Raw genomic sequence first — 25,928 nt, forward strand, 5'->3', positions numbered from 1 at the left:
ACGAAAAAAAACCATTCGCCGCGACTGTAGAAAACGATTTCAAAATCCTTTAAATCCACCAAAAAGGGATGAGAATATAATGATGATCCATGTCAGAAGATCAAAGAACAGCATGACCCCTACTACGATCATAATAATCCCGCCAATTCTCATGATGAGCTGCTGACGCTTTCTGATCCAAGCCATTTTTGTGATGAAAAAGGAAAGAACAAAAAAAGGGATAGCAAAACCTAACACATACGCAATCATATAGGTCACAGCGGACTCCGGTTTGTTGCTGGCAAGTGTGATGACAGCCGATAAAATTGGGCCGGTACAAGGTGTCCATCCAGCAGCAAAACCCATTCCGATGAGAATCGATCCAAAAAAACCAGCCGGGCGATGTTTAAACTGCATCCTCTTTTCTCCCATCAGGAAAGAAGGCTGAAATACACCAAGAATCATAAAACCAAAGAAAATAATGAGGATGGCTCCAACTTGACGAATCGCTTCATGATATTCATAAAAAAACTTCCCAACAAACGATGTCCCAAAGCCAATGGCAATAAAAATGATAGAAAACCCTATTAAAAAGAATAATGTATGAAGCAGACTTCTTCTTCTCAACATCACCTTCTCAGATTTCACTTCATCTATACTTACGCCTGTAATATATGATAAAAAGGCTGGATAAAGCGGCAGACAGCACGGTGAGATAAAAGAAAGAAACCCTGCTCCAAAAGCTAAAAAGTAATTCAAATCTGACAAAAGAACACCCCCTTCTTACAATATACAATAAGAGATGACAAAATCATTTCATTTTTTTTACATCATCTGAATAAAGATGGTCTATTCTCTTAAAACCTTATATACTTTAATTTGACATCAAGATACCAAACCCTTTAAATTTGAAAATAAACCTTAAAATGGATATAATAGAACCGATTCTTTTTATCAAGATTTGCATGAAAGGAACATGACTTTGGTAAAAACATCATTATTAACTCAAATCGAAGAAAAAAGAGAAGAGCTGATGAAAGTGGTCCTGCATAATGGGATGACATCGACAGTAACGATCGAACATAGCCAGCAGCTAGATCATCTCCTCTTACAATATCAACGACACTTACATTCAAATTCAGCCAACTAATCATACCTCATGATATAAAAGATGCCGCACGTTTTAGAAAAGTTGATATGTGTGACAATAAACGAAAACCTCTGATTACAGGGGTTTTTTGTTTTTTGACTGACAGATGATGCCTAACGCCAAAATAAAAACCACCTTCCCTGCTTTATACATGCAAGTACAGTGGTTTTAATTGTCTGATGAAGGTAGCTTCAATAAAGAAAAGACATAGCTTGTCCATTCTTTATGACCATGTTCCATCTATGATCATAATATCGTACGTATTATTTCGCTTGGTTGTTCATGGCTTTCATCATTTGATTGATTTTCTTTTGGGACGGTTTCATGCCCATTTGCATCATCATCATTCGAAGCATTTGTTCATTAATTGGTGGATTCTTTTTCAAGTAGCTCATCATATACTTCCGAGCAATAAAGAATCCGAGTGCAACTCCTGCAAGCAGTGCAACAACGCCTACAAGGATGACAACCCATAAATCCATAATTCTTCCTCCTTCATGTTGTCTCGTATAAAGTGTACTAAACAAAAGGCTATTATACAACATTTCACGTTCAATTTTATTTTTTTAAACAAAATTCCTCACTTTTACCGGATTGAGCCACCCGTGCTTCTTTGAGCCAAAGTCCATAGCCAGAAAGCAAGGACTAATTTTTCTCAGTACTTCAAAAAACACCGCCTCCGCCTCATAACTGCCGGTAGCAGACATTTGAATATAACGGTCTTTAATGATGAATGCAGCCGTTCCTTTTCCATCTGGCAGCGATGCACTATAAATCGAGCCTATTTGTGTATAGTGAATGTTCGTTAAATTGTTCATTAAACGCTGATGCATATGAAAAGCAGGGATTCGTTTCGTTACGTAATCCACTTGCTTAACAAGCATGACTAACTCGTCATCACTGCGGTTTGTCCAGTGCAACGATTCAAACAAATGAAACAAAATAGATTCTCTGCCAAAATAATGATGAGCAAACTCATCCTCAATCCAATAAATATAATAATGGCGTTCCATGTCTATCCCTTCCTTTCACATTTCGTCAATCTCGCTTATTGCTTGTATTATACAAAAATGTGAAAGAAAGAATTGTCTATATATGAAGCAAGAACAAACTAGTTTTGTCAAAAAAACAAGAAAAAAGAAAAAAGTTTGCAGAGCGTATAGAAAAGCTCTGCAAACTGGGTGCAAAAAAGCATGATGCTTGGAGATTGATTACTTATTGAGCTTTGCTTTCACACGGCTAACCACGTTGCTGACAGTAAATCCGTATTTCTCAATAATGGTTTCACCTGGTGCTGAAGCGCCAAATTTATCAATTGCAATCACGTCGCCATCAAGGCCAGTGTAACGTTCCCAGCCAAGTGAAGCACCCATTTCTATTGCAATACGTGCTCTCACTGCTTTAGGAAGGACTGACTCTTTGTATTCATCTGACTGCTCATCAAAGCGATCCCATGCAGGAAGACTCACAACAGAAGCGCGGATGCCTTCTTTTTCAAGTGCCTTTTGCGCTTCAATTGCTAAACCTACTTCAGATCCTGAAGCAAGTAGAAGTGCCTCAGGCTGTGCATCAGCGGCTTCAACGACAACATATCCGCCCTTTTCTACTCCTTCATATGCCTTCTCTGGTGCTTGGTCAATCGTTGGAAGGTTTTGACGAGTAAGAACTAGTGCTGTCGGTTTATTTGTTGAAGATACAGCAATTTTCCATGCTGCTGCTGTTTCGTTTCCATCAGCTGGACGAATAACAGAAAGGTTAGGCATCGCACGTAATGATGCAAGCTGTTCAACCGGCTCATGCGTTGGTCCATCTTCTCCAACCGCAATGCTGTCATGCGTAAAGACGTAAGTGACAGGAAGTCCCATTAATGCAGCAAGACGAATGGCTGGTCTTAAGTAGTCTGAGAAAACAAAGAATGTTCCGCCGAATACACGGAGACCGCCGTGAAGTGCCATACCGTTTAGCGCAGCACCCATTGCGAATTCTCTGACACCAAACCAGATGTTTCTGCCAGCATAATTCTCTCTGCCAAAGTCATCTGTATTTTTAATTGTTGTTTTATTTGATCCTGCAAGGTCAGCAGATCCACCAATAAAGAATGGGACTTGCTTCGCAATGCCATTTAATACCTCGCCAGAAGAAGCACGAGAGGCAAGGCTTGAACCTGCTTCATAAACAGGAATCTCTTGATCCCAATTCTCAGGAAGCTTTCCTTCAATCGCAAGCTTCAGCTGAGCTGCTAGTTCCGGATATTCTTTTTCATATTGCTCAAACAGTTCATTCCACGCTGCTTCTTTTTTCTGGCCAGCGTCTTTCACTGCTGTTTTGAAATGATCGTACACTTCAGAAGGTACATGGAAATCTTCTTCAAACGTCCAAGAATAGGCTTCCTTCGTTAGCTTCGCTTCCTCACTGCCAAGCGGTGCACCATGCACTCCAGACGTTCCCGCACGGTTTGGAGATCCGAAACCGATTGTTGTCTTCACTTCAATCAGTGTAGGCTTGTCTGTACTTTGTTTGGCTTTTTCAATCGCGGCCGTCACTTCTTCGATGTTATTGCCGTCTTTGACGTAAAGAACTTCCCAGTTCATGGCTTCAAAACGATTCTTCACATTTTCAGAGAAAGAACGATCTAGGTCGCCATCTAATGAAATGTCGTTTGAATCATAAAGAACAATTAAACGGCCTAAGCCTAAATGACCAGCAAGTGAAGCGGCTTCAGAGGAAATCCCCTCCATTAAGTCTCCATCTCCGCAAATGCTGTATGTATAGTGATCCACAACATTAAAGTTGTCTTTGTTATACGTTTCTGCAAGATGTCTTTCTGCAAGTGCCATTCCAACAGCCATAGCAATCCCTTGTCCTAAAGGACCTGTTGTCGCATCTACGCCCTCTGTGTGTCCAAATTCAGGATGTCCAGGTGTCTTGCTGCCCCATTGACGGAATTGTTTTAAATCTTCAATACTTAGGTTGTATCCGCTTAAATGAAGCATGCTGTATAAAAGCATAGAACCATGTCCCGCAGATAACACAAAACGGTCTCTGTTAAACCAATTTGGATTTTGCGGACTTACGTTTAAGTGATTCGTCCATAAAGCGTATGCCATTGGTGCAGCGCCCATAGGCATTCCAGGGTGACCGGAATTCGCTTTTTCAATCGCGTCTATGGAGAGAGTACGTATTGTTGCAATAGATTTCAATTCAATCGTTTCCATATAAATCCCCTTCCGTATCTTGTGTACACCATTATCATAAATCTACTGTCCTTTTTTCACAACTATTTCACGCTGAAAAAGAAGGATTTTGTCACATTTAGTTTATCGATCACCTAAAAACTTATGCAAATATGAAAAAAGATGAGAATCTTTTTCCCATCTTTTCAAAAATCAAGAAATCATCACCTTAATGAAGATTACGATCTCTTTCTCTCTTTAATTTTTCTGGTGTAACATCGTTTCCTTCTGGATCAACGATTTTTACGGTTTTGAGTGTATTTTTCATAGAAGAACGAAAAGCTTTTAAATATTCCTCTCTTAAATGCTTTTGCTCTGTTTTTTCAGCGTCCGACAAACCGGCTTCTTTCGACTTTTTTGAAAGTGCATTTATTCTTGCAAGCTGTTCTTTAGAAATCATGACAAACTCCTTTAAAGCATTTTCCCTACATACTACTAAATATCATTCATTTTTACAACAATTCACGCTTCACGTCGTCATTCCTTTTTCGTATTCTTGATACCTTCTATGCACGGTTGCTTTTGATATGTCAAAACCAAGTGCCTGTAGTGTCACTGCAATTTCAGCGAATGTCATTTTGTTTTTTCTTAATCGAACAATTTCTGATATCGGTACTTCAATACGCTCGCGGCCAGGTGCCTGATCTTGGTGTTTCAAATTCAGTTCAGGCTGATATCCGCGCTCAATAGCCTTTTTCATCCCCCGCTTAATTTTCAGGTTATGAATTCTCCGCTGGTATTCTTCCACAACGCCTACAATTTCAATGACCATCTCATCTGCTTCTGAAAGCTCAAGCTCTCCTCTATGAAAAACGCTATACACCTTGACCTTCTCTTTAAAAAGACAATGAAGAAGTGCGATTTTCGCCTGCCCTCTTCCAAGGCGTGTCTCATCTTGAATGAGAACAGCATCTATTGCTTGTTCTTTCAGTGCAGCAAGCATGTCAAAAACACCATCACGATCAAGATCATATCCGCTTGCTTTTTCTTTAATGACTTTGACCACATTCATCTTATGTAAAGCAGCTAAAGCCAGCAGTTCTTCTTCTTGTCTTTTCAGCGAGGTTTCCTGTTCTTCTTTAACAGTGCTCACTCTCGCATAAATCAATGCGTTCATGTCTTCAATCGGCCTTTCTACTGTACTGTTGCAAGTTGATATACAACCGGGTGCTCTTTTTTGACTGGAATCACAAGAATGTCCCCAGGCTGGATGTCAGTTGAAGCAAGATCATTGTGTTCAGTTACCCAGTCAATAAAAGCATTTTTATCGATTGATTTGCTGTCACTCACTTGATCAGCTAATCCCCAAAGAGTATCACCTGATTGAACCTCTATTTTAACATATTGATTTGAATCATTATGGCTTGTGACCGCAATAAGTGAGAGAAATATACCAACGATGAACGAGAATAGCCCAATAAAAATAATCGATTCCTTTAACCTCATAATGTCATCTCTCCTAACAGAATATGTGTTCGCTCTTTCTATCACTCATTATAGATACGAACAAACGTTTCTGTCAAACGTTTTTTTCGAACCTATGTTTGTACTGTTAGGAAAAACATGCTATAATTTCTTTAAAATTGACGTTTTGAGGTGCAAAAGATGACGAAGCTATCAAAAAGACAACTCGATATCCTGACATTCATCAAAGAAGAAGTAAAAAGCAAGGGCTATCCCCCATCCGTTCGTGAAATTGGTGAAGCTGTTGGTCTAGCATCTAGCTCAACCGTCCATGGACATTTAGCTAGACTAGAAACAAAAGGTCTAATTAGAAGAGACCCAACGAAGCCTAGAGCGATAGAAGTACTAGATGAAGAAGAAATGAATATTCCAAAGAGCGCTGTAATGAACGTCCCAGTCATCGGAAAAGTCACAGCAGGCCTGCCTATTACGGCTGTTGAGAATGTAGAAGAATACTTCCCTCTTCCAGAAACTTTTGCAGCACCAGATGAACAAGTATTTATGCTTGAAATTATGGGAGAAAGTATGATTGATGCAGGTATTTTGGACAAGGACTATGTCATTGTGCGTCAGCAAAGTACCGCCAACAATGGCGATATTGTCGTGGCTATGACAGAGGAAGATGAAGCAACAGTGAAACGTTTTTATAAAGAAGATACGCACTTTAGATTACAGCCCGAGAACCCTTCAATGGAACCAATTATTTTACAGAATGTGAGTATACTAGGTAAAGTGATTGGCGTATTTAGAAACATTCATTAAAAAAAGCCGGTATTTCATCAACTGCTGATGAGAACCGGCTTTCTTTTTATGAGCAAGAGTAAGCAAGAATACTTGAGCTTGGGAAGGAACCAAATGTAAAGTTTGGCCAGATAAAGCCTGTTGTACGGCCAAAAGGTTGCGAGGAAATGACATACATTAAAAATACTTGGCCGTTTCTAAGGAATACAATGGTCCATCTTCTATTACATCCCGCCGCAAATTGAACAGTTTGCGGGCCCCCGCCTACACTTTGTCCTGCAATAAGCGGCTGCATACTTTGGGGCTGAGAGACTGCTTGCTGATACTGCGAGATGATATGCTGCGGCGGAGCTGGCGGAATGGATTGCCCGCCTGAACCTTGCCCTGGCCCAGTCCCTCCTCCTCCGATTGGTAAGCCGGGAAATCCTCCAACTTGAGGAATAGGAAACGACGGCAAGCTTTGTACCTGCCGATCATATGAGTTCCCATTCCACACACCTTCATATGGATTATACATACTAAACACCACTTTCTTAGACATTCATCACGACAGTATATGTCATACATAAAAAAAGAGTGTCGAGGATTCAAATCGAAATCTTTCCAAAAGACGTTTTGTTCTTCTTTAGAACGGTTATATAATAATGAGCCATAAAAAATAAGAAAATGAAAACTTTATGTCTCCCTCAAACGTTATATAAGTAGAAAGAAAAGAAATAAAAAAACATTTTTGTTTCACTCTTGTAATATCGATGTAATTATTGTAACATTTGTAACATAAGAAGTTTTCATTGAGAAAAGGAGGCAATCGCCTTGAAAAAATTATTTGTTTTATTAACCGCTATTATGCTGATGATCTCTTTACAAACAACAACACTAGCCGCTTCCAAAAAAACTGCCACTCTGACAAATAAAGAAGCGTTACATATTGCCCTTGATGCAAGAGAACACTTTTGGAGTGCTATGTCAGGCTACAATATTAATGAACATTCAGATTACAAATTAAAATCATTTACTTATAAAGACATGACTTACAACTACCTGTCTAAAACATTAGATACAAAGAAAAAATTAAACGACTATCTATCTCAAGTTTTCACAAAAGAAGCCATCACTTATGGTTTAAAAGACTATCAGTTCATTGTTCATAATGGAAAAATGGCTGTTCCAGTCGGTGACGGAGACAACATGCTCGATTGGGATAAGGCAACACCAAAACTTGTGTCTAAGAAAAATACAATCCGCACATACGAATTCACAGTCCCAACCCTTGATGGTCGCACAGTAAAACGCACTGTCACTTATGAAAAAGTAGAAAATAATTGGAAAGTAACAAAAATTGATGCTGTGATCTAAAGAAAACCAGGCCCTTTTAACAGGCCTGGTTTTTATATTGGTGAAAATTCGGTCATCTGGTTTAAGGCGTGAGCAAGTGATGATGCCGTTTGAAATTCATTAAAAGGAAGTCCGAGCTGCACAGCTGTTTGAGCAATTTCTGGTCTGATGCCCGAAATAGTCGTTTCAACCCCGATTAACCGCAGTGACGTGACAAGATCAAAAATTTGATGTGCGACCATTGTATCAATAATGACGACACCAGATAAATCAATGCACAAATGCTGAACACCTTTTTGCGAACATTGTTTTAATGTGTTTTCTAATATGATCTTTGCTCTCGCTGTGTCAATGTCACCTACTAAAGGCAAAAGGGCAATATGGCTTTTTAACACAATCACAGGAGAACTCAGCTCATAAATCATTTCTCTTTGTGCAACGAGCTTTTTGGTTGTATTTTTCACATATTGCTGGATGAACACATGAATGGACATGTTAAACGCCTCGGATATTAAATCATACCAATAAAAGATTCGGTCAATATCAATATCACCTTGATACTGTTTAATAAATTTTTTTAAATAATGAAGGACCACTCTTTGATTGGACATATATTCTCTGACGACATAATCTAATGGCGTATTTAAATGCTTCGGGTCACTTGCTAAGTCTTCAGACCATTTTTTAAACTTCGTATGTAAATACGACTTGTCTTCAATAAGAGCGCGTATAAAATGCTGATAATAATCTTGATTTTGTCGTTTTAGCTCTGCTATGATGCTGGAATCCGTTGAACGATAAATCGATTCTGGATCATCATCCTCAATGGATTCATACCATGTCTCAGTCAGTTCTTCTGCATGTTCCATGAAAAAATCGTATAATGTACGGTTCTTTTCCATAAGCATTGTTCCCTTCACATTTTCTTCTTGTCAGTCTTTGTATCTTAGAATGATTGTACCACTGAATCTTTTGTCCTTGCTAACTCGAATACGCTCTGATTGTAAACAAAAAAGGCCCCTCGCCGAGAGCCTCTTGCCGAAGTTTATTTCACGATAAATAAAATTCTTTTCCCGTCAGGATATCCGCTAATTTGATGTCCGACCCATGAGCCAGCTCCTCTATTATCTGATGGACTGACATATTGAACGCTTGCACCTTTTCCACCTTCAAGACAAACCGCCATCGGCCATTCATCCCGGTCAAAGCCAGGTTTAGTAGGAATTCCTTTTAACGATTCTTGCCTGCGGGCATCTGCCCCGTTTCGGTCAATCGTACACACATCTGAATGCCCTTTCCGAATCGCTTCTTGAATGTGACCGCCTGTTTCAGGATATCGTTCCATTGGAAATTGAATGACATGATCATATCGATCTGCACCCTTTGCCGCCTGATTCTCACCAGTCCCACCTAATAACGCACCTATCCCTATCACAAAACATAGGACGACAGCAGCAATCCAGCCTCTTCTCATCATCAAAAGCTCGTGACCTCCTCATACTTCTTCTAAAGAAATGATCGTGACTTGAAGGAAATGAGTCATTTTAAATGTATGAGTGGCTGAGTGTTGACATGTGAAAAAGATGAACTGAAGCTGCCTGCCGATCAATTGAACCATAAGAAAAGGCGAATGATTGAGAAATCATTCGCCTTCGCCTTGCATCATTTAGGATATTCCATCTACTCTATATAATGTTTCATTTTGTGAAGACATGCCTTTCATGCCAGAGGGCATCCCCTCTGTAGTGGATGAGGATTGGTCCTTATACTCTTCTGATGAGATGGCTGTACCATGTGATTTGATCCAGCTGACCAAATCGCTGTTACCTGATGACTGATTGTCTTGTAATAAAAAGTATTTCACTTTCCCTTGTTGAATAAGTGTTTTTAATTTCTTTACAGTCAAAATGGGATCCGTCCCATTAAATCCGCCTAGAGCCATCACATTTTCATCTTCGTCAATGATATATGGCGCTGCGGTAACGGTCGTCAGCGTCGCAAATAAATACGTTTCACCTGTTTGATGAGCCTTTAAATAAGTGAGTAGATCCTGATCAACGCTAGATGTAAACATATTCCCTCCATTTGAACTAGCCAGCTGAACACCGGCCTCAGGAAGAACACTGTTCCCTCCATATATAATAGGCGTCGCAGACCAAAAACCAGGAATTAGCAATAAGGTTGTCATTGCGATGATCATCAACCGTTTTTTGATCAATTGTTTTTCTTTATACATGAGCAATAAGATGGCGATACTCACACCTGCAATCGCAATTGTATACATCCAGACACTGCTTATTTGTGTCGTATAATTGCTCAAAATATATCCTTGGAAAATACCTGTAACGGCGATGGCCGCTGGAAGCAGATAAGCGGATATTCCTTTTTGTGACGTAAATAACTCACCCATCTTCTTGGCTCCTATACCGCATAGTGCAGCAATTGGCGGGGCAAGCATAATGAGATAATAGTGATGGAAAAAACTAGCAACACTAAAGAATCCAGCAGCAGGAATCAACCATGCTGTCCAAAATAACGTTTGTTTCCATTCATTTACTTTCCATTCATTTACTTGAGATTTCCGGTCCCTCCACCAGCTGATGATCATTCCTAACAGTCCAAATAAGGCGAACGGCAGCATCCAGCTGATTTGTCCTGACAATGCAGATTGAAATAAACGGAATACACCTGGATTCCCAGTTCCATACATATTCATACTTTGGCCACTAACAGTATTGCCCGGCGGAGTTCCACCAGCTCCCCCCTGATGAGGTGGCATCATTTGATTCTGTGATGGTGGTTGCTGATTCCTATTTGATTGATCGTCTGACGTTCCACCTACCCCTGAACCGTCTGGCATCATAGCACCTGCTTGCTGATTCATCTCACCAAAGGATTTGCCAGTTGTCTGTCCAAGTAAACGCTCCGTGCCGTTATAACCAAAGGCAAGCTCTAACACAGAATTCGTTTGACTGCTTCCCACATATGGACGTTGACTTTCAGACGTCATGTCAACAGTAACTGCCCAAGATAAAGACACGCAAGCAAGTACTACCAGTGAGCACAGGAGAGATAATATTTTCTTTTTTAGCGGTACGCGAGCAGCGATAACATAATAGAAAATAAATGCTGGAAGAACCATATATGCTTGGAGCATCTTCATATTAAACCCTATGCCTATTAAAACGAAGGCCATGATTAGCCAGCGAAGCTTCCCGCTTTTGACAGCACGCATTAAGAAATAAGCACCAGCGAGTAATGTGAAAACGAGCATACTGTCTATATTGTTGGTTCTGCTAACTGCTGCCGCAATTGGCGTGAGAGCCATGACTGCCGCTGACACCCTTGCAGCCCCTTGACCAAAGACCGGTTTTATCATGATATAAAGAAGAAGAACCGAACCAATGCCAGCAAGCGCCTGCGGCAAAATCACACTCCATGTATGAAAGCCAAAAATAAGTGCGCTAATGGTTTGAATCCATAAAACGACGGGTGGTTTATCAATTGATACGAATCCAGATGCATCAAATGAAGCGTAAAAAAAGTGATGGAAGCTTTTGGACATACTTTTGACAGCGGCTAAGTAATATTGATTGGCACTATCATTCTGCCAAATTTGATAAGTGTAGAGAAACGCTGCAATAAGTAAAATGATGATCAATATGCTATCTATTTTTCTAATTTTCACTCATATCTCTTCTTTCTTTTTCATTTATTTCATTTAGCATAGCTTCTAAATATGAAAAAGTGATGAATAAAAAAAGAAACTTTTTTTATTACGCTTTTGCATAGTTGATAAATTCTAAAAAAGCAGCTGTCGCTTTTGAATAACCCGCATGATGAACTCCGACAATGAGGTGTTTTGTATCTTCCAACTATCCATTCTAGCAATCGATCTATCAAAACAGAAAAAACCGCCAATTTGGCGGCTTCACTGTTTGTCAGCTCCATACATCTTTTACATACCTATTGTCTTTCTCAAGAGAAGTCAGCCATTGCTCAGCTGTGTCTTTCTCACACTGTTTCACCGTCATGTACAGGTCAATCAGCGCAGCTTCTACGTCTGGTGCCATGACTTTTCCATCCCCGCAAATATACAGATAGGCACCTTGGTCAAGCCATTCAATAAGCTTGACGCCATCCTTTTTGATTAAGTGCTGAACGTACACTTTATGCTCCTCGTAACGAGAATAAGCACGGTGGATGGTGACAAGTCCTTTTTGTGCTGCAAGCTGCATTTCGTCATAATACAGATCATCTTCATGAGGATGACGGCAGCCAAAATAAAGATGAGCTTCACCTAGCTGCTTCCCTTCATTATGCCACTCTCCCCTTGCCTGGATAAACCCTCTAAAAGGAGCGATTCCTGTTCCTGGCCCGATCATGATCATCGGTATTTCAGGGGAAGGCGGCAATTCGAATCCTCCTTGAGCTTGATGCAGGAAGCAGGCCACTTCTTCTCCTTCTTGGAGGCCGCATAAATAGTTTGATGCGACGCCTGCGTATTCTCCGCGCCCGCTCCATGCTTTGCCTTTTACAACAGCTACAGTGATACTGAGCCTCTTTTCATCTACCTTTGGCGAGCTGGAAATTGAGTAATAACGCGGCTTTAGGCCTGGTAAAAGGGCTAGGAAATGATGAAAGGGCAGTTCGCATGCTTCATATTGTTCTATTAAATCCAGCATGGTCACACGCTTCTTTAATATAGCTTCTTGATAGATTTCTCCTGCCATCTGTTCAAGCTCAATACGGTGAGGCGGGCAAACCGTATATTTTGCAAGCTCTCTTAGCTGGGTACGTGTCGCAGGCTCTTGAAGCTCTACATGTGAAGCCAGTAATTCTCTGATTTGAATTGCCTGATTTAACGGCAAGTGACTTGCTTCTTTTGCAGAAGAGAGCATGATGTGCTGCTGAGGATCTAGTTTAAAACGATTGGTCACACGCTGAACGAGTGCGGCACTATTTTTCGGCACGATCCCGATATGATCTCCTTCTTTATATGGTTTGCCTTCAGGTAATTGAAGTTCAATATGCCTTGTTTGGCGAGCGCTTTGTTCAGATTGCAATTCACGATTTTTCAATACAACAGCTGAAAAAGCACCATATGTTTTTGCCACAGGACGTTCGACCAGCTCATTCGTATAGACAACTGATAGGTCTGGACTTTCCTGACTTTTCTCTTGCAAGGTTAAATCGAATTCTTTTGCAAGGTCTTCAAAGACCGTCTTCTGGAAGATTTCTTTATCTTCATCCATATCACCGCCTGCATCGCCTTCGCCTATATCAGTCAGACGCTTTGCTCCTTTTCTTTCAAGTGCTTCATCAATCAGACGAGGGATGCGCTGATACGTACTTGCCCAATTTCGATCCCCGCACCCAAAGACTGCAAATGTCACGTTTGATAGATCCTGCTCCTCATCCTGCGTCACCCAATCCACAAATTGTTTCGCATCGTCAGGCGGATGGCCGTTGTATGAAGCCGTTACTATTAAGACAGCGCCTGACTCTGGTAACTTTCCGGTATAATCATCAAGTGGTGCAGTTGTCACGTCAAACCCTTTTGCTTGTCCGTCTTCAGCAAATTCGTTTGCCATCTGCTTTGCTGTGCCAAGATTTGATCCATACAAGATGAGTAGCGGCGTCCCATGACTTGCTACCTTTGATGCAGCAGATGCGGTGCTTTTTTTCGGTTCTTCTTTCGGAGGCGCCATAAAGAATTGCTGCTTTCTTGGCCGCACTTTTATTTTAAAATCTTTCGGCTTAATGGTTAGGGATTCTTTTAAATCCAGTTCATACGACGTATGATCAATCAATTCAAGGTTGTGCAGGACCATCGCTAGAACCATCGTCGCTTCATGAAGTGCGAATTGCATCCCAATACATGCTCGCTGCCCATTTCCGAACGGTTTATAGGCATGCTGCGGAATCGTTTCAGGATGCATAAAGCGTTCGGGCTTGAATTCTTCTGCATCCTCTCCCCAAACCGCTTGATCCCGATGTAATTTAGGAAGCAGCACGCTGACACTTTGATTTTTTGCAATCGGATATTTTCCTCCAATCACTGTGTCTTCTTTCGCATAAAGGGAGAAAGAAGGTGCAGTTGGCCAGAGGCGCAGTGCTTCATTTAAGACCATACGCGTATAGCTAAGCTTTTGCATCTGCTTAAATGACGGCAGCCCGTCTTGCAGCACGTCGTCCGCTTCTTGTACGGCTTTTTTTAATTTGTCTGGATTCTTGAGTAAGAAATAAATCGCAAATGACAAAAGTCCGCTTGTTGTTTCATGACCTGCTATTAAAAAGGTAATGATTTGATAACGGATATTTTCATCTGATAGACGCTCACCTGTTTCAGGATCCTTTGCGTTCAGCATGAGGGACAGCAAATCATCGCCTGTTTGATCTTGTGTTTTCCGTTCTCTAATTATGTCATCTACTAACTGCTTCATAAAATCGACATTTTGCTCAAATTCTTTTCTTCTTTTGATCATTAATTTATCTGCGATCGGCAATCGGCTCGATTGATCCATCGCTTCGTTTAAACCTTTCAGCATGCTTTCGATAAATGGATGCTGGTTTTCCTTATAAAAGCTGTTAAATCGAAAATCAAAGCCGCATAGCCCGATCGTATCTAAAGTGAGCTTTGTCATGTCTTCTGCTACTTCAATTTCTTCATCTCGGCCGGTTCTTTGCCATTTTTGTACAAGCTGCGAGGCAATATCAAGCATCATCTCGTGATACCCTTTCATTGCTTGCTGGCTAAAAGCTGGCATTAATATTTGATGAGCTTTTCGCCAGTTCGGTTCTTCAGTCCAGCTTGTAAAAAGGCCATCCCCTGCAAAGGCTCTGGCTTTATCGAGACTGATCCCAATATATTTATCAAATCGACTCTCATCACACACTTCGCTGACAAGCTCATGGCTTGAAACAAAAATACTTGTTTGACCAGTAAATTCAAACTGAAAAATCGGCCCTAAATCATCTGCCAAGCGCCAAAAGGTTTGAGAAAGCTCTCCCTTTTTTAAAAGGGGAATATTTTTTAAAGGTCCGTATGTTTTCGGTTTTGGAATGATTGATGTTTGATGCATATGCCCACTTCCTTTATTTCTTTAAGTTGCAACGCTAATGGCGCGCCATAAGCATTCCTCAATTTCCTCTAAAAATTCAATGGTTGGTTCTTTTTCCTCTGCAAGAATCTGTTTATGAAGCTGGACAAAAGCGCCAAATACAATGGATAAAATGGTTCGCCCCGATAGATTCGGATGTATCCCATCCTTCTTGCCTTCTTCAAAGATGAGGAATAGCTCATTTAACAAATGCTGCATTTTCTCTTTACTCGTCTCATCTAAGTAATGTGACCGTTTATCAATTTCTAAGAAATAAAGGCCACTTGGATTCTCCTTTGTAAAGCGCACCAAGCAATAAAAAACATGCTTAAAATAGGCCCTGATACTTGATTTTGGATCTGGACTGTTTGTGTTCATTTTGTCGATAAATGCAGTGAGGCTTCGCTGGTACAAAATGTTCACGAGTGCTTCTTTACTATCGAAATAACGATAAATGGTTCCCGCTCCAACGTTGGCTCTTTTTGAAATCATCGGCATCGTGGTGCCATCAAAGCCTCGTTCAATAAATAAGTCAAGTGAAGCCTTCATAATCTGCTCCTGTTTATCAGTCACTGCGGGCATTTCATCCTCTCCTTTTGGATTTCGTTAGGAATGAATGTTCATTCCGTTTGATGTATATTATATTGATATTCTAATTCCTTCTATTTATACTTAAACATACTTATTTTTCTTCGTCACTACATTTTCAGAAAATAATAATAATTAAGAAATCGTACCTAGTCAGATGGCATCCAAAGGACTTATAAAGATGAGCAGGTTTGTGACTTACAGGTGTCCTCAGTACTACATGCTCATTCTTGGTCAATTGGAGAATGAATGTCATCGTCATATGTATCAATATATAAGCTGCCATCACTTGAACGGACGGCATATACCACGTCTTTTAAAGACAGCTGCCTTTTTTGAAGTTCTTCATGTACCCACTGCTCCGTTAATTGGTTTTCATGGATGTTTTTCAAAATGAGCTTTCCGTCCATAATGACTTCAATTGGCATGTAACGCTCTGCTTTCATCCACAAGTTCAGATCTTTTCGCGTGACATGATCAAATGAAGGGTATTTTTTGACTGACATATGTCCATCTGTCTCGATCATCGCAAATTCAACTTCACTAATATCAAACACATTCTTTTCTCTGAGCTGCTGGTTTAAATAATCAAGTGTATATCTCATTCCCTTCATATTCTCTTCAAGAATTTTGCCATTTTGAATCACAAGCGTTGGTTTACCGGCCATAAATCCTCTCATCTTCCGGCTTCTTAAAGCCTGCAAAGAAATGACATAAATAATGATAACAAGAGACACAAAAGAAATGGTTGTGTGATGAAGCGGAAGCGTGGTATTAAACGCCAGGTTCGCCGCAATTGAACCTAAGCTGATAGCTGCAATAAAATCAAAAATATTCATTTGCGCAATGGTTTGCTTTCCAAGAAGACGAGCTCCTCCAAATAAAATAGCAAAAGCAAACATGGTTCGAAGAATCACTTCAATATGATCTGGCATTTAAGCTTCCACCTTTCCATTTCATGAAAAAAAGCCTTTTCTTTAGAAAAGACTCTTTTTTAGACTATGCATTTATTCCGTCATTATTCAAATGGGCTGCATCAGTTTGCTCAAATTGTGAACGCAGCTCAATAATTGAGCAGTTTCTCACATTCACTGGATCTTGCTTCAGCAGCCACGTATAAAACCTTGCTTGCTCTGCCGTTTGTAAAGCCTGCATATATTTATGCGTGGAGCGTTTCTCGGCAACACGCTGTTTAACGGCGCGCATCTGCTTCCAGAAATGATAATAAGGAAGCTTTAGTTTCGTCATAAAGCCGCGGTCATCCTCAATGACATAGCCCTCTTCTTTGATTGAGTTGTCATGTGATACAGATTGATACCATTTATAAAAAGACGTCCAATCATGAAACACTGCCACTTCCTGTTTGCAGCGCATGCCAAGCTGTTCACTTAGTCTTTTCACTTCAGCAAATGGCGCTTTTTCATAGCTCAGCTGACGCTTTACAATATCCAGTAAAATAAGTTGGTCATGATCATATGAGATAATATGTGGGTCTTTCTCTGGCAAAATGACTTCAAATACAAGAGATACATGATGGTCACGAACGTATGATTTGATATAGTCGACCTGCACATCATCAAAGGTTTTATAAAATAATTCTTCGACCCAGACAGCATGCTGATTTTTCTTCACATGTGATGTATACGATTTGGACGTAAACACCAGCTCATCTTCTAATTCGTTGAATCCAACCGTTCCTAAGTATCCATTTGCTTTATCATAGACCGTAACAGGAAATTGAAGGTGATTGACCAAATGCTGCATTTTTGTTTCAGGACGCTCATCAATATTAAAAAATTTATTGTAACTTCTAGACACAATCTGCTTTGAAGTCATATTCACAAACAAACCTCGTGCCTTGACATTTACGCCATCCCATTGCCGTTCACTAAAAGCCTTCTTCGTGAAATTAAAGGATGAAATATCGTGTGGCAGCTTTAATTCCTGTACATATTCATGCTGGTCTAAGTGCGCTAAAAATTCCTCAAGCGTCATATCTGGTTGAACAGAGACCGCTTGCTTTTTTTCAGATGCTCTGTAAACAGGATTATCAATTTCATGTGTCTCAATCCCGTCAGCTGTGATTTTTAACACACGCAGCTGTCCGCCAAATTCAACCTGACCTTCGAGGTTATAAGACCTTTCTGCCGCTTGTATAGGCAGTCTGTATAAATTGCGATGCCCGTGAATTTGAATGATGTCTAATCCAGCTGTGTTTTGAACGAATAAGTGGTCAATGTCATCTGAATATTCACCAACTCCGTGAACGAGCTGCTGGGTTGAGACATGAAGAAGCTCTTCTGGCAAATGAGCGAGTCCGCCATGGGTGACAAGATATGTCTGTCCGTGGTACGTAAAATAAGTAAGCTGATGAAATGTTCTGACAAACTTTCTTACTTCCTTTAGATCAAAATCTGCTACCTCAATTTCAGGCGCAGTATGCCGATTAAACATGTTGCTTCTTACTTTTTCTCCATGTGCAAACCGGTAAAGGTGCTGATCATGATTTCCTTCAATTACAATGACATTTCGGCATTCTCTATGCGCAAGCATCCATGCTAAAACTTCCTTGTTTTCTATGCCTCTATCAAGCAAATCACCTGCGAAAATATAAAGCTCGTTTTCTTTAATGTCTCCTTGCAGATAAGTATTCAAGGCTGTATAACACCCATGAATATCACCGAAGACATGAACCGCCTCATATTGATCAAAAGCTCTAGGCTGATAGGTCATCACGAGCGGATATTCCTCAGGCTGTAAAACGGTCACCCATGACGGGACCTTCTCCGTTTTTAACCGTTCATTCATTTGATACAACACCGTCTCTTTCACCACTTTGTGCGGTTCTCGTGAGCGATTTTGTAGCAGGGCTGTTTCAAGAGGAACTTGGGTAAAATCGACGACATACACTCTGTAACGATACGAAGTGGCTAATGACTTATATTGAGAAATCGACTTACTTGTGACATGTGTTGCGTCAATCACAGTAAAGTCTCCGCGTTCCATTCGGGCTGTGAGCAATTCAAATAATAAAGACCAGACTTTATGATCATGTTTGCTTGTAATTTCCGGTTTCCCATTGACTGATAACTGCGGCGGCTGGGTTAACAGACGGATCTGATCAGCTGATAATGTATATGGCTCTAAGCCTTGCTCTTTGATCCATGTTGATTTACCTGCACCTGGTAGGCCTCGTAAAAGGACTAAAGTTCTCATATTGGTTCTCCTTTAATGAGTGATATTTCACCTATTATAGAGAAATTATGGATAAATATCAATCTTTTAATGATTATGGTAATATATAGATAGAAAAAGGAGATTTTATACACGTCTCATGAAGAGAGTCTTGTATTCAACACGGGGGATATCCTATTTCAGATGTTCTCTCTTTTATTCATCGCATTTATCGTGACCATCCTAGTCATCGCATTTCGAATGATAAGAAGAAAACAATTAGAATTGAAGAAAGTCGAGACGAGATGAAACAAAGTCATTGAAAAAAATAATTGAAAAGAGTAAAAATCCGGGGCTTAACCGGATTTTTTTGTTTTCATTATGATTCCTTGACGCTGCTGCATCAAAAAGAAAAAGACACCTAACAGGACAAGAAGACCACCGAACATTTGTAGCAACGTAACTTTCTCTCCGAGCAGGAAAACAGCCAGTATCGTCGCTCCGACAGGTTCACCGAGAATACTCATGGAGATGGTCGTCGCATTCACATAGGTTAACAGCCAGTTATTAATGACATGGGACATGGTAGGAATAATGGCGAGCAGGATAAAAATTCCCCATTCTTTCTCTGCATAGCCTGTGAATGGCGTATGCTGAAGCAGGTTAAATAAAATTAAAAAAAGACCGGCAAAACCAAACACACAAAAACTATAAATCCAATGAGATATTTTTCTCACAGCCTGTTGACCTATTAATAAATAACAAACAACTGCAATCACACTTAGAAAGGATAATATATCTCCTGTGATGGCCTTCTGGCTATGCCCGATATCTCCCCATCCAATCATCAGTGCACCAACAATTGCCGCACACATTGTAAATATGGCGGACTTCGTTGTTCGTTCACGGAAAATGAGAAATCCGCCTAATAATGACACCATCGGCTGAAGAGCGATGATGATCGTAGAGCTTGCCACTGTCGTCAGCTTCAGTGAGCCAAACCACAAGACAAAATGGAGCCCTAAAAAGAAGCCTGACATACATAAGAAAAACCAGTCTCTGCGCTTTATCGAGAGAAACTCTTTTTTTCTTGGAAGGATAAACGGCAGCATGAGAGCCGCCGCAAACAGCATTCGATACATACTTAAAATCGCAGCAGGAGCACTTGACCATTTTACAATGATTGCAGAAAACGAAATGGCAATAATGGATATCACAAGCGGTACCGCAATTGACTTATTTGGAGCAGTTGTTTTCATTTCCATCAGTAAGCTTCCTTTGCATCAGCAGTAGATGACCTTTCACCTTTTATGTCGTCATCTTACTATGTCCATTCGCCTAGAAGCAAGATGATTTTTTAAAACTTGTGAAAGAGTAAAAAGGCTTTCATCACAAAAGCCCTCATTCATCATCTATTAATAGATAAACAGCTCGAACCGGACCATGAACACCGACCACTAAATTCATTTCAATATCGGCAGAATTACTCGGACCTGATATAAAATGAATGGCTCCTTTCGCCCGCACCCCCTCCTCAACTGAGCGATGAAGAGCCGAAACGGCGTGAATCATTCTTGGAACAATCGTGCTTTTTTCGATACAAACGATATACATCATTGGTAAAAAATGAAGCGCTCTCCCTTGACCATGATGGGATGAAAGGACAACTGTGCCTGATTCTGCAAGTGTGTAATCACTGAACACAACTGCATATTTCGCTTGTTCTGCCAGCCTTAGATTTTCATCTCTTGTTGCATCTTCCCCCCAGCTCGTGACGGTGATTCCTTCTTTTTGCAAGCCTTCCAACATAGCATCAAATCCGTATTGCGAAAAACGACGATCGCTCGACGTCATCACAGAACCTTCTCCATAGTCTGTCATCAATAATCGGAATAGAGAGGGTGCTTCATCTGGCGTTGTTTCTAGCACTCTTGTGTGAATTTGCTGACATTGCTTCTTCAATTGCTCCACCAATTCTTCTTTAGACAGAAATTCGCTTGTTTCCCAGTTGACTTGATGTTTCCATACTGGACGCTGAATAGATGTAGGCGCAGAGGAGCCTTTGCCTAATTGCTGCTTGATATGAGCTAAAAACGTATCTCGATGAAAAATGGTTCCTTTCATTGCCGCTCCTCCTTTTGTTTCTTTTTAAACCAATCTCGAAATCTTTCTTTACTTGGAGCCGGGAGATCACGAATATCTGTCCAATTCTTTAAAGGACCCACTCCTTTTGAAATCTGTCCGTTTGAAGCCATACGATTCATCAAAACAGGGGCCGCTTTTGTTCCGAATTGATACATGGCGGGAGTCGATGCCCCCATTCCGAACATTTTCATGGCCATCATTTCCGCTTTAGGCGCTCTCCCCTCTTTTTCAACGATGACTTGTCGATGTTTGATTAATAATTCATGAAGGGGAATTTTCACTGGACAAGCATCCGTACAGGCTGCGCAAAGACTTGATGCAAAAGGGAGCTCCTCGTAGTCATCATAGCCGCCAAGAAGCGGCGAGAGAACAGCACCGATCGGACCCGGATAAATTGAGCCGTATGAATGTCCGCCTACATGCCGGTAAACGGGGCATACATTGATACAAGCCGCGCAGCGAATACATTGCAGTACTGGCTGAAATTCCGTCCCTAATATATGTGACCGTCCGTTATCCACAATGACCAAATGAAATTCTTCTGGCCCATCGACTTCTCCTTCTTCTCTTGGTCCTACGACAGAGATATAGCTTGTTAACTTTTGACCGACTGCGCTTCTGCACAAAAGACCAACAAGGACATCTAGTTCCTCCATCGTTGGCACAAGCCGCTCCATCCCCATGACTGCGATATGTGTCTTTGGAATGGACGTGACAAGATCCGCATTCCCTTCATTCGTTACAAGACAAATCGAACCGGTGTCAGCCACAGCAAAGTTACAGCCCGTTACACCAATATCTGCTTCAAGAAATTTTTCTCTTAGCAAAGCTCTCACAAATTTCGTCATTTCTTCAGGGGTCTCTGACATGTCGTATCCGAGCTTTTCATGAAATACTTCCCGTATTTGTTCTTTCGTCATATGTAGAGCCGGTGCCACGATATGTGAAGGAGGTTCATGATCATCTACCTGCAAAATATATTCTCCTAGATCACTTTCAACGACCTCACAGCCAAGCTCTTCAAGCGCTTGATTCATTTCAATTTCTTCTGTGACCATTGATTTTGATTTCACGATCTTTTTGGCCGCTTTTTGTTGTGCCACATCTTGAATATACGCTGCTGCCTCTTCCTTTGTTTTTGCAAAAAAGACATGACCACCACGTTCACTCACGCTCTCGCTTAATTGATATAAGTATTCATCAAGGTGTGCAAGTGTATGCTGTCTGATGTCCTCACCAAGCTCACGCCACTTTTCCCAGTTTCCAAGCTCTTCACTTGCAGTCATCCGTCTTTTATACAGGCGCTCCTGTGCTGAAGAAACAGCGCCTCTCATCACAGTGTCTTCTAATCCTTCTTTGATCCGCTCTTTAAAAGCCTTCTCTCCAATTTTCATACTCATGTGCCGTTCCCCCTCTTTGTGTCAGCGGCTATTTAGAACTTCTGCGATATGCATCACTTTGATTGGCTTATGAAGACGATTCAGCCTTCCGCCGATATTCAGCAGGCATCCACAGTCAGCACCAATGATATATTCAGCGCCCGTTTCCTCAATGTTTTGTACTTTTTCGTCGACCATCTGCTCAGAAATGGGTGCCATTTTAACAGAGAAGGTCCCGCCAAACCCGCAGCAATTTTCTGCGTGAGGCAATGGTTCCATCTCTAGATCTTTGACATTTGACAACAGTGTAAAAGGCGCTTCCTTCATTCTAAGCAGTCTCGTCATATGACAGGAGGTGTGATAGGTAGCTTTTCCTTTCAGACTCGCACCTACATCTGTTACGTGTAATAGATCAACAATAAATTCCGTTAATTCATACGTTTTCGCAGCAAGCGCCTCAGCCTGCGCTGACCACACTGCATCTTCTTTCAAAAGATGAGGATATTCTAAAAACATCGCCTTACAAGAACCTGATGGTGTCACGACATATTCAGCTGATTCAAAAGCTTTGATCATGTTTTTTGCTGCTTTTATGGTTTCTTGTTTATAGCCGCTGTTAAAAGCTGGCTGTCCGCAGCACACCTGACTCTCCGGAAATTCCACTTCCACACCGAGCCGCTCTAACACCTCAACTGTCGCCTTTCCTACATGAGGCTGGAGGGTGTCAATTAAACAGGTAACGAATAAACTGACTCTCATTGGCGAACTTCCCTTCTTCTGCTGCACTTGATTTCAAATCTGGTCATCTACTAACTAAATCATTAACCTTCATTTCATTTTAATCCCAATTTTCTGAAATTTCAATGCAGTGATTTGTCTAAAGTTTGGACATCATCCCCTGATTGCTGCAGCAAAAAACGCCCTTTTGACCGGGCGTTTTTTTGATGTTTATTTTGAAATCAATTCACTGATTGCTTCTTCAATAGGTGTTAAAGAGCGGCCTAATAATGTTTCGAAATCATTGCTTTCGACCGCTAAGGCACCATCACGAATTCCACTTTGAATGGCTTTGAAAAATGGCACAGCTTCTTTCGGTACACCATTTGAAGCTAAAAATTCTCCAAATGTGTCTACATCTATTTTTTCTACTTTGATGTCTTTACCGCTCACCTTACTGACCATTTGTGCAAGTTCAGTGTGCGTCCGAAGCGGTCCTGACAATTCATATATGTCTTTGTCATGTGCCGGCAGTGTTAGCGCATTGGCTGCCGCTTCTGCATAATCATTTCTCGTAGCCCAGCCGACTTTTCCTTCGCCAATAGGACTTAAAAATGGCGCACCGCTGACTGACGCCAGAATCGTGTCTTTTTCATTTTCTAAATACCAATTGTTCCTTAAAAATACATGAGGAATGCCAGAGGCCAAAATGGCTTCTTCTGTTTTTGCATGATCACTTGCAAGGACAAGCTGACTCTCTCTTGCATTCGCCACACTTGTATAAGCAATAAATGACACATTTGCTGCTTTTGCCGCTTCGATGGCCGCTGTATGCTGCTTGACGCGATCTCCATCAGCCGTTGAAATGATCAATAGACGGTCAACTCCTTCAAATGCCGATTGCAGTGTGTCCGGCTGAGTGAAGTCACCTTTACGTACATCCACCCCTGCTTCCTTTAAATGCACTGCTTTTTCTGGATTTCGAACACTGACCGCAATTTGTTCAGCTGGTACTTTCGCCAGTAAATGTTTGACGACGAGCGATCCAAGTTGTCCTGTTGCACCTGTCACTAATAATGTCATTAATTTAACCTCCTCATTTTTCGTTAGGCGGTGATGTTTCATGCATGAAGCAGCTGGTTTCTTGTATCAGAGCATCCGTTATAACCAAAATGGTTATAACAAAGGGATAAAAAAAGCTCTGTGTATGAGCTTTTTCTAATCCGCCTCGATTAATAATTGCTTAATTGTCACTTGTTTAAGATGATGCTCAAGTGCGGACTGTGCTTCTTTAAGTTCTTGCCGCAGTCTCGTATCCATGGCTTGACCAATTGGACATGCAATGACTGGCTGATGAAAGTTAAATAGCTGTTCATCTGCGCTTACATCCATAGCCCGGTACACATCAAGCAATGTGATAGCCTCTGCCGGTCTTTTTAAATAAGCACCGCCTACTCCGCGGCGAATCTCAATCAGACCTGCTCGCTTCAGCATAGCCATTATCTTTCGCACAATCACAGGATTTGAATTGACACTTTCTGCAATAAAATCTCCTGTGCACTCCTTTGGAACACCCGCAATAAATGACAAAATATGAACAGCAATCGTATACCTGCTGCTAATTTGTTTCACAATCCTTCACCACCGTTGTAATCAATATAGTTACAATGAAGGGATTTGTCAATCAATAAACGGATTTTTCTTTCTTACCCAATCTTTATATGTCATCATGTCGTTATTTTCTACTGCATCAATTTCAAGCGGTGCTATGCATTCAAGCAGATTTCCATCTGGATCAAGAAAGTAAATAGCAGCATGAAATTGTGGCGGATTATCGAGAACTAGAGGCTGCTGCTCTTCCGAAAAGCCAAACATCGGATGAATGCTGATCCCTTTTTCTATCAGCCAAGCTTTGATCTGTTCAATGCTGGATGTTTCAATTTGAAAAGCTACATGTCGAGTCGCTGGATGATATGGGATAGTGGACATATCGGCCTTCCATATGCCAAGCCAGGTCTTTCCTTTCTCAATCCATAAAAATGCCACTCTTTCATTTTCATAAGCAAGCGTTAATTCCAATTTTTCAAAAAAAGAAATGGATGCCTTGATATCACTGACAGGTAAATGTGCTTCATACAAGCCTTTCATCATCATTTCTATCACTCCTTTACTCCCTTCTATTTTGCGGGAATTGAAAACATTCTGCCTCAGCAAAACGATGTATTTTATCCCAGCCATTTGGTTGAAATGACTTGTATGTTTGGTTCAATCGTGATGCGGGAAATTGCTCAATTAAAAGGAAGGAGCGTCCGCTATGCCTTGGACAATGAACGATGATCCTGATTCATTTCAATCGCTGGAAACAGTCGTAAGAAAGAAGGCGCTGGAGATTGCCAATAAAATGATGCAGGAGGGCTATGAAGAAGATAGAGCCATTCCAATTGCGATCAATCAAGCAAAAGAGTGGAAAAAGAATGCCGCGAAGAAAGAAATGGAAGATTTTGCTCTCATGGTTCTGTGATGCCTTCAAAGAAAAGCACCTCTGCAAGACCAGAGCTCATGGACCATGCGCAGCATGTCGTGAAACATGATGAAGGCTGGGCGGTTCAAACTGAAAAAGCGAAGCGTGCAAGTGAGGTGAAAGACACGAAACAAGAAGCAATTGACCGAGCGAAAGACATCTCAACGAAAAAGGCACATCTGTTGTCATCCACCGTAAAGACGGGACGATTCAGGATGTGATTCGGCCAAAATAAGACCGCCCTTTGGCGGTCTTAGCGTGTAGACAAACCCTCGCATTCTTTGTCAGTCCTGCGTGCCTGTGCTCACGAATATCAAATTCGCTCCGCGCCGGTACTCGTCTTTCCTAGACTTCAAAGGTTTTCTATAACGATGGAGTGATGAATATGGGCTTTATTTG

25 protein-coding genes and 1 pseudogene are annotated in these 25,928 nt (G+C 41.0%); 4 read left to right on the top strand and 22 right to left on the bottom strand.

The genetic code is table 11. The features are described from left to right. Positions 1-39: 39 nt before the first annotated feature. Positions 40-747, bottom strand: a complete 708-nt coding sequence (locus BA1_RS08600) for a cytochrome c biogenesis CcdA family protein (protein WP_008357844.1) — start codon at positions 745-747, stop codon at positions 40-42. A gap of 208 nt (positions 748-955) precedes the next feature. Between BA1_RS08600 and BA1_RS08605 the strand changes: the two genes are divergently transcribed. Then, positions 956-1,129: an aspartyl-phosphate phosphatase Spo0E family protein gene (locus BA1_RS08605; RefSeq protein ID WP_369810454.1), complete on the top strand. Its 174-nt coding sequence runs from the start codon at positions 956-958 to the stop codon at positions 1,127-1,129. 263 nt (positions 1,130-1,392) lie between these two features. On the opposite strand, the gene BA1_RS08610 is transcribed toward BA1_RS08605, so the two are convergent. The 6 genes from BA1_RS08610 to yneA form a co-directional block, all read right to left on the bottom strand. After that, positions 1,393-1,611, bottom strand: coding sequence for a YneF family protein (locus BA1_RS08610; protein WP_003212379.1), 219 nt, complete (start codon positions 1,609-1,611; stop codon positions 1,393-1,395). A gap of 84 nt (positions 1,612-1,695) precedes the next feature. Further along, positions 1,696-2,142 carry a sporulation inhibitor of replication protein SirA gene (gene sirA / locus BA1_RS08615; protein ID WP_007499339.1) on the bottom strand — a complete coding sequence of 149 codons (447 nt, stop codon included), beginning with the start codon at positions 2,140-2,142 and terminating at the stop codon, positions 1,696-1,698. A gap of 198 nt (positions 2,143-2,340) precedes the next feature. Then, positions 2,341-4,344 carry a transketolase gene (gene tkt, locus BA1_RS08620; protein ID WP_008357846.1) on the bottom strand — a complete coding sequence of 668 codons (2,004 nt, stop codon included), beginning with the start codon at positions 4,342-4,344 and terminating at the stop codon, positions 2,341-2,343. Between the two features lie 187 nt (positions 4,345-4,531). Continuing rightward, entirely contained in the window at positions 4,532-4,762 is a 231-nt protein-coding gene (locus BA1_RS08625) for a DUF896 domain-containing protein (protein ID WP_008357847.1), read from the bottom strand. Between the two features lie 69 nt (positions 4,763-4,831). Continuing rightward, positions 4,832-5,479 (bottom strand): YneB family resolvase-like protein, encoded by a 648-nt coding sequence (locus tag BA1_RS08630; RefSeq protein ID WP_008357850.1) that lies wholly within the window; start codon positions 5,477-5,479, stop codon positions 4,832-4,834. Positions 5,480-5,496: 17 nt separating this feature from the next. Continuing rightward, on the bottom strand, positions 5,497-5,808 hold the full coding sequence (gene yneA, locus BA1_RS08635) for a cell division suppressor protein YneA (RefSeq protein WP_008357852.1): 312 nt from the start codon (positions 5,806-5,808) through the stop codon (positions 5,497-5,499). A gap of 159 nt (positions 5,809-5,967) precedes the next feature. Here yneA and lexA point away from each other — a divergent pair, with 159 nt between their 5' ends. After that, positions 5,968-6,588: a transcriptional repressor LexA gene (gene lexA / locus BA1_RS08640; protein WP_003212311.1), complete on the top strand. Its 621-nt coding sequence runs from the start codon at positions 5,968-5,970 to the stop codon at positions 6,586-6,588. 46 nt (positions 6,589-6,634) lie between these two features. Here the strand turns inward: lexA and BA1_RS08645 are convergent, their stop codons facing one another. Continuing rightward, entirely contained in the window at positions 6,635-7,084 is a 450-nt protein-coding gene (locus BA1_RS08645; RefSeq protein WP_008357854.1) for a hypothetical protein, read from the bottom strand. A gap of 296 nt (positions 7,085-7,380) precedes the next feature. Here BA1_RS08645 and BA1_RS08650 point away from each other — a divergent pair, with 296 nt between their 5' ends. Then, positions 7,381-7,923 carry an IseA DL-endopeptidase inhibitor family protein gene (locus tag BA1_RS08650; protein WP_008357856.1) on the top strand — a complete coding sequence of 181 codons (543 nt, stop codon included), beginning with the start codon at positions 7,381-7,383 and terminating at the stop codon, positions 7,921-7,923. 32 nt (positions 7,924-7,955) lie between these two features. Here the strand turns inward: BA1_RS08650 and BA1_RS08655 are convergent, their stop codons facing one another. From BA1_RS08655 to BA1_RS08720, 14 genes are all read right to left on the bottom strand, one after another. Further along, complete coding sequence (locus tag BA1_RS08655) at positions 7,956-8,804, bottom strand: STAS domain-containing protein (protein ID WP_008357857.1); 849 nt, start codon at positions 8,802-8,804, stop codon at positions 7,956-7,958. A 143-nt stretch (positions 8,805-8,947) separates the two neighbouring features. Continuing rightward, entirely contained in the window at positions 8,948-9,382 is a 435-nt protein-coding gene (locus BA1_RS08660) for a NucA/NucB deoxyribonuclease domain-containing protein (protein ID WP_008357859.1), read from the bottom strand. A gap of 186 nt (positions 9,383-9,568) precedes the next feature. Further along, positions 9,569-11,590: a glycosyltransferase family 39 protein gene (locus tag BA1_RS08665; RefSeq protein WP_008357861.1), complete on the bottom strand. Its 2,022-nt coding sequence runs from the start codon at positions 11,588-11,590 to the stop codon at positions 9,569-9,571. A 253-nt stretch (positions 11,591-11,843) separates the two neighbouring features. Further along, positions 11,844-14,987, bottom strand: coding sequence for a bifunctional cytochrome P450/NADPH--P450 reductase (locus tag BA1_RS08670; protein ID WP_008357863.1), 3,144 nt, complete (start codon positions 14,985-14,987; stop codon positions 11,844-11,846). Between the two features lie 21 nt (positions 14,988-15,008). Continuing rightward, on the bottom strand, positions 15,009-15,587 hold the full coding sequence (locus BA1_RS08675) for a TetR/AcrR family transcriptional regulator (RefSeq protein WP_008357865.1): 579 nt from the start codon (positions 15,585-15,587) through the stop codon (positions 15,009-15,011). A gap of 230 nt (positions 15,588-15,817) precedes the next feature. Further along, entirely contained in the window at positions 15,818-16,528 is a 711-nt protein-coding gene (locus BA1_RS08680) for a DUF421 domain-containing protein (protein ID WP_008357868.1), read from the bottom strand. 64 nt (positions 16,529-16,592) lie between these two features. Beyond that, positions 16,593-18,809, bottom strand: coding sequence for an RNA ligase (locus BA1_RS08685; RefSeq protein WP_008357870.1), 2,217 nt, complete (start codon positions 18,807-18,809; stop codon positions 16,593-16,595). A gap of 314 nt (positions 18,810-19,123) precedes the next feature. After that, a complete protein-coding gene (locus tag BA1_RS08690) occupies positions 19,124-20,032 on the bottom strand; it encodes a DMT family transporter (RefSeq protein ID WP_008357871.1) in 909 nt (302 codons plus the stop codon). Between the two features lie 136 nt (positions 20,033-20,168). Beyond that, entirely contained in the window at positions 20,169-20,891 is a 723-nt protein-coding gene (locus BA1_RS08695) for a LutC/YkgG family protein (protein ID WP_008357873.1), read from the bottom strand. Then, a complete protein-coding gene (locus BA1_RS08700) occupies positions 20,888-22,312 on the bottom strand; it encodes a LutB/LldF family L-lactate oxidation iron-sulfur protein (protein ID WP_008357875.1) in 1,425 nt (474 codons plus the stop codon). Before BA1_RS08700 ends, BA1_RS08695 begins: the two co-directional genes overlap by 4 nt. A 21-nt stretch (positions 22,313-22,333) precedes the next feature. Further along, positions 22,334-23,050 carry a (Fe-S)-binding protein gene (locus BA1_RS08705; RefSeq protein WP_008357879.1) on the bottom strand — a complete coding sequence of 239 codons (717 nt, stop codon included), beginning with the start codon at positions 23,048-23,050 and terminating at the stop codon, positions 22,334-22,336. A 189-nt stretch (positions 23,051-23,239) separates the two neighbouring features. Then, the gene (locus BA1_RS08710) at positions 23,240-24,091 is read right to left on the bottom strand and encodes an SDR family oxidoreductase (protein WP_008357881.1); all 852 of its coding nucleotides are present in this window, start codon (positions 24,089-24,091) and stop codon (positions 23,240-23,242) included. Positions 24,092-24,226: 135 nt separating this feature from the next. Beyond that, positions 24,227-24,640 (bottom strand): Rrf2 family transcriptional regulator, encoded by a 414-nt coding sequence (locus BA1_RS08715; RefSeq protein ID WP_008357882.1) that lies wholly within the window; start codon positions 24,638-24,640, stop codon positions 24,227-24,229. 48 nt (positions 24,641-24,688) lie between these two features. Beyond that, a complete protein-coding gene (locus BA1_RS08720) occupies positions 24,689-25,162 on the bottom strand; it encodes a VOC family protein (protein WP_008357884.1) in 474 nt (157 codons plus the stop codon). Positions 25,163-25,322: 160 nt separating this feature from the next. On the opposite strand from BA1_RS08720, the pseudogene BA1_RS18675 reads away from it, so the two are divergent. After that, positions 25,323-25,764: pseudogene (locus tag BA1_RS18675) on the top strand (DUF2188 domain-containing protein). Positions 25,765-25,928: the final 164 nt, after the last annotated feature.

The organism is Bacillus xiamenensis (genome assembly GCF_000300535.1).
GTDB lineage: Bacteria > Bacillota > Bacilli > Bacillales > Bacillaceae > Bacillus > Bacillus xiamenensis.

What these genes read in the sequence shown, in the direction of transcription:
- BA1_RS08605 (WP_369810454.1), top strand. Translation starts at nt 956, where the DNA reads ATGACTTTGGTAAAAACATCATTATTAACTCAAATCGAAGAAAAAAGA.
- BA1_RS08610 (WP_003212379.1), bottom strand. Translation starts at nt 1,611, where the DNA reads ATGGATTTATGGGTTGTCATCCTTGTAGGCGTTGTTGCACTGCTTGCA.
- sirA (WP_007499339.1), bottom strand. Translation starts at nt 2,142, where the DNA reads ATGGAACGCCATTATTATATTTATTGGATTGAGGATGAGTTTGCTCAT.
- tkt (WP_008357846.1), bottom strand. Translation starts at nt 4,344, where the DNA reads ATGGAAACGATTGAATTGAAATCTATTGCAACAATACGTACTCTCTCC.
- BA1_RS08625 (WP_008357847.1), bottom strand. Translation starts at nt 4,762, where the DNA reads ATGATTTCTAAAGAACAGCTTGCAAGAATAAATGCACTTTCAAAAAAG.
- BA1_RS08630 (WP_008357850.1), bottom strand. Translation starts at nt 5,479, where the DNA reads ATGAACGCATTGATTTATGCGAGAGTGAGCACTGTTAAAGAAGAACAG.
- yneA (WP_008357852.1), bottom strand. Translation starts at nt 5,808, where the DNA reads ATGAGGTTAAAGGAATCGATTATTTTTATTGGGCTATTCTCGTTCATC.
- lexA (WP_003212311.1), top strand. Translation starts at nt 5,968, where the DNA reads ATGACGAAGCTATCAAAAAGACAACTCGATATCCTGACATTCATCAAA.
- BA1_RS08645 (WP_008357854.1), bottom strand. Translation starts at nt 7,084, where the DNA reads ATGTATAATCCATATGAAGGTGTGTGGAATGGGAACTCATATGATCGG.
- BA1_RS08655 (WP_008357857.1), bottom strand. Translation starts at nt 8,804, where the DNA reads ATGGAAAAGAACCGTACATTATACGATTTTTTCATGGAACATGCAGAA.
- BA1_RS08670 (WP_008357863.1), bottom strand. Translation starts at nt 14,987, where the DNA reads ATGCATCAAACATCAATCATTCCAAAACCGAAAACATACGGACCTTTA.
- BA1_RS08675 (WP_008357865.1), bottom strand. Translation starts at nt 15,587, where the DNA reads ATGCCCGCAGTGACTGATAAACAGGAGCAGATTATGAAGGCTTCACTT.
- BA1_RS08680 (WP_008357868.1), bottom strand. Translation starts at nt 16,528, where the DNA reads ATGCCAGATCATATTGAAGTGATTCTTCGAACCATGTTTGCTTTTGCT.
- BA1_RS08685 (WP_008357870.1), bottom strand. Translation starts at nt 18,809, where the DNA reads ATGAGAACTTTAGTCCTTTTACGAGGCCTACCAGGTGCAGGTAAATCA.
- BA1_RS08690 (WP_008357871.1), bottom strand. Translation starts at nt 20,032, where the DNA reads ATGGAAATGAAAACAACTGCTCCAAATAAGTCAATTGCGGTACCGCTT.
- BA1_RS08695 (WP_008357873.1), bottom strand. Translation starts at nt 20,891, where the DNA reads ATGAAAGGAACCATTTTTCATCGAGATACGTTTTTAGCTCATATCAAG.
- BA1_RS08700 (WP_008357875.1), bottom strand. Translation starts at nt 22,312, where the DNA reads ATGAGTATGAAAATTGGAGAGAAGGCTTTTAAAGAGCGGATCAAAGAA.
- BA1_RS08705 (WP_008357879.1), bottom strand. Translation starts at nt 23,050, where the DNA reads ATGAGAGTCAGTTTATTCGTTACCTGTTTAATTGACACCCTCCAGCCT.
- BA1_RS08710 (WP_008357881.1), bottom strand. Translation starts at nt 24,091, where the DNA reads ATGACATTATTAGTGACAGGTGCAACAGGACAACTTGGATCGCTCGTC.
- BA1_RS08720 (WP_008357884.1), bottom strand. Translation starts at nt 25,162, where the DNA reads ATGATGATGAAAGGCTTGTATGAAGCACATTTACCTGTCAGTGATATC.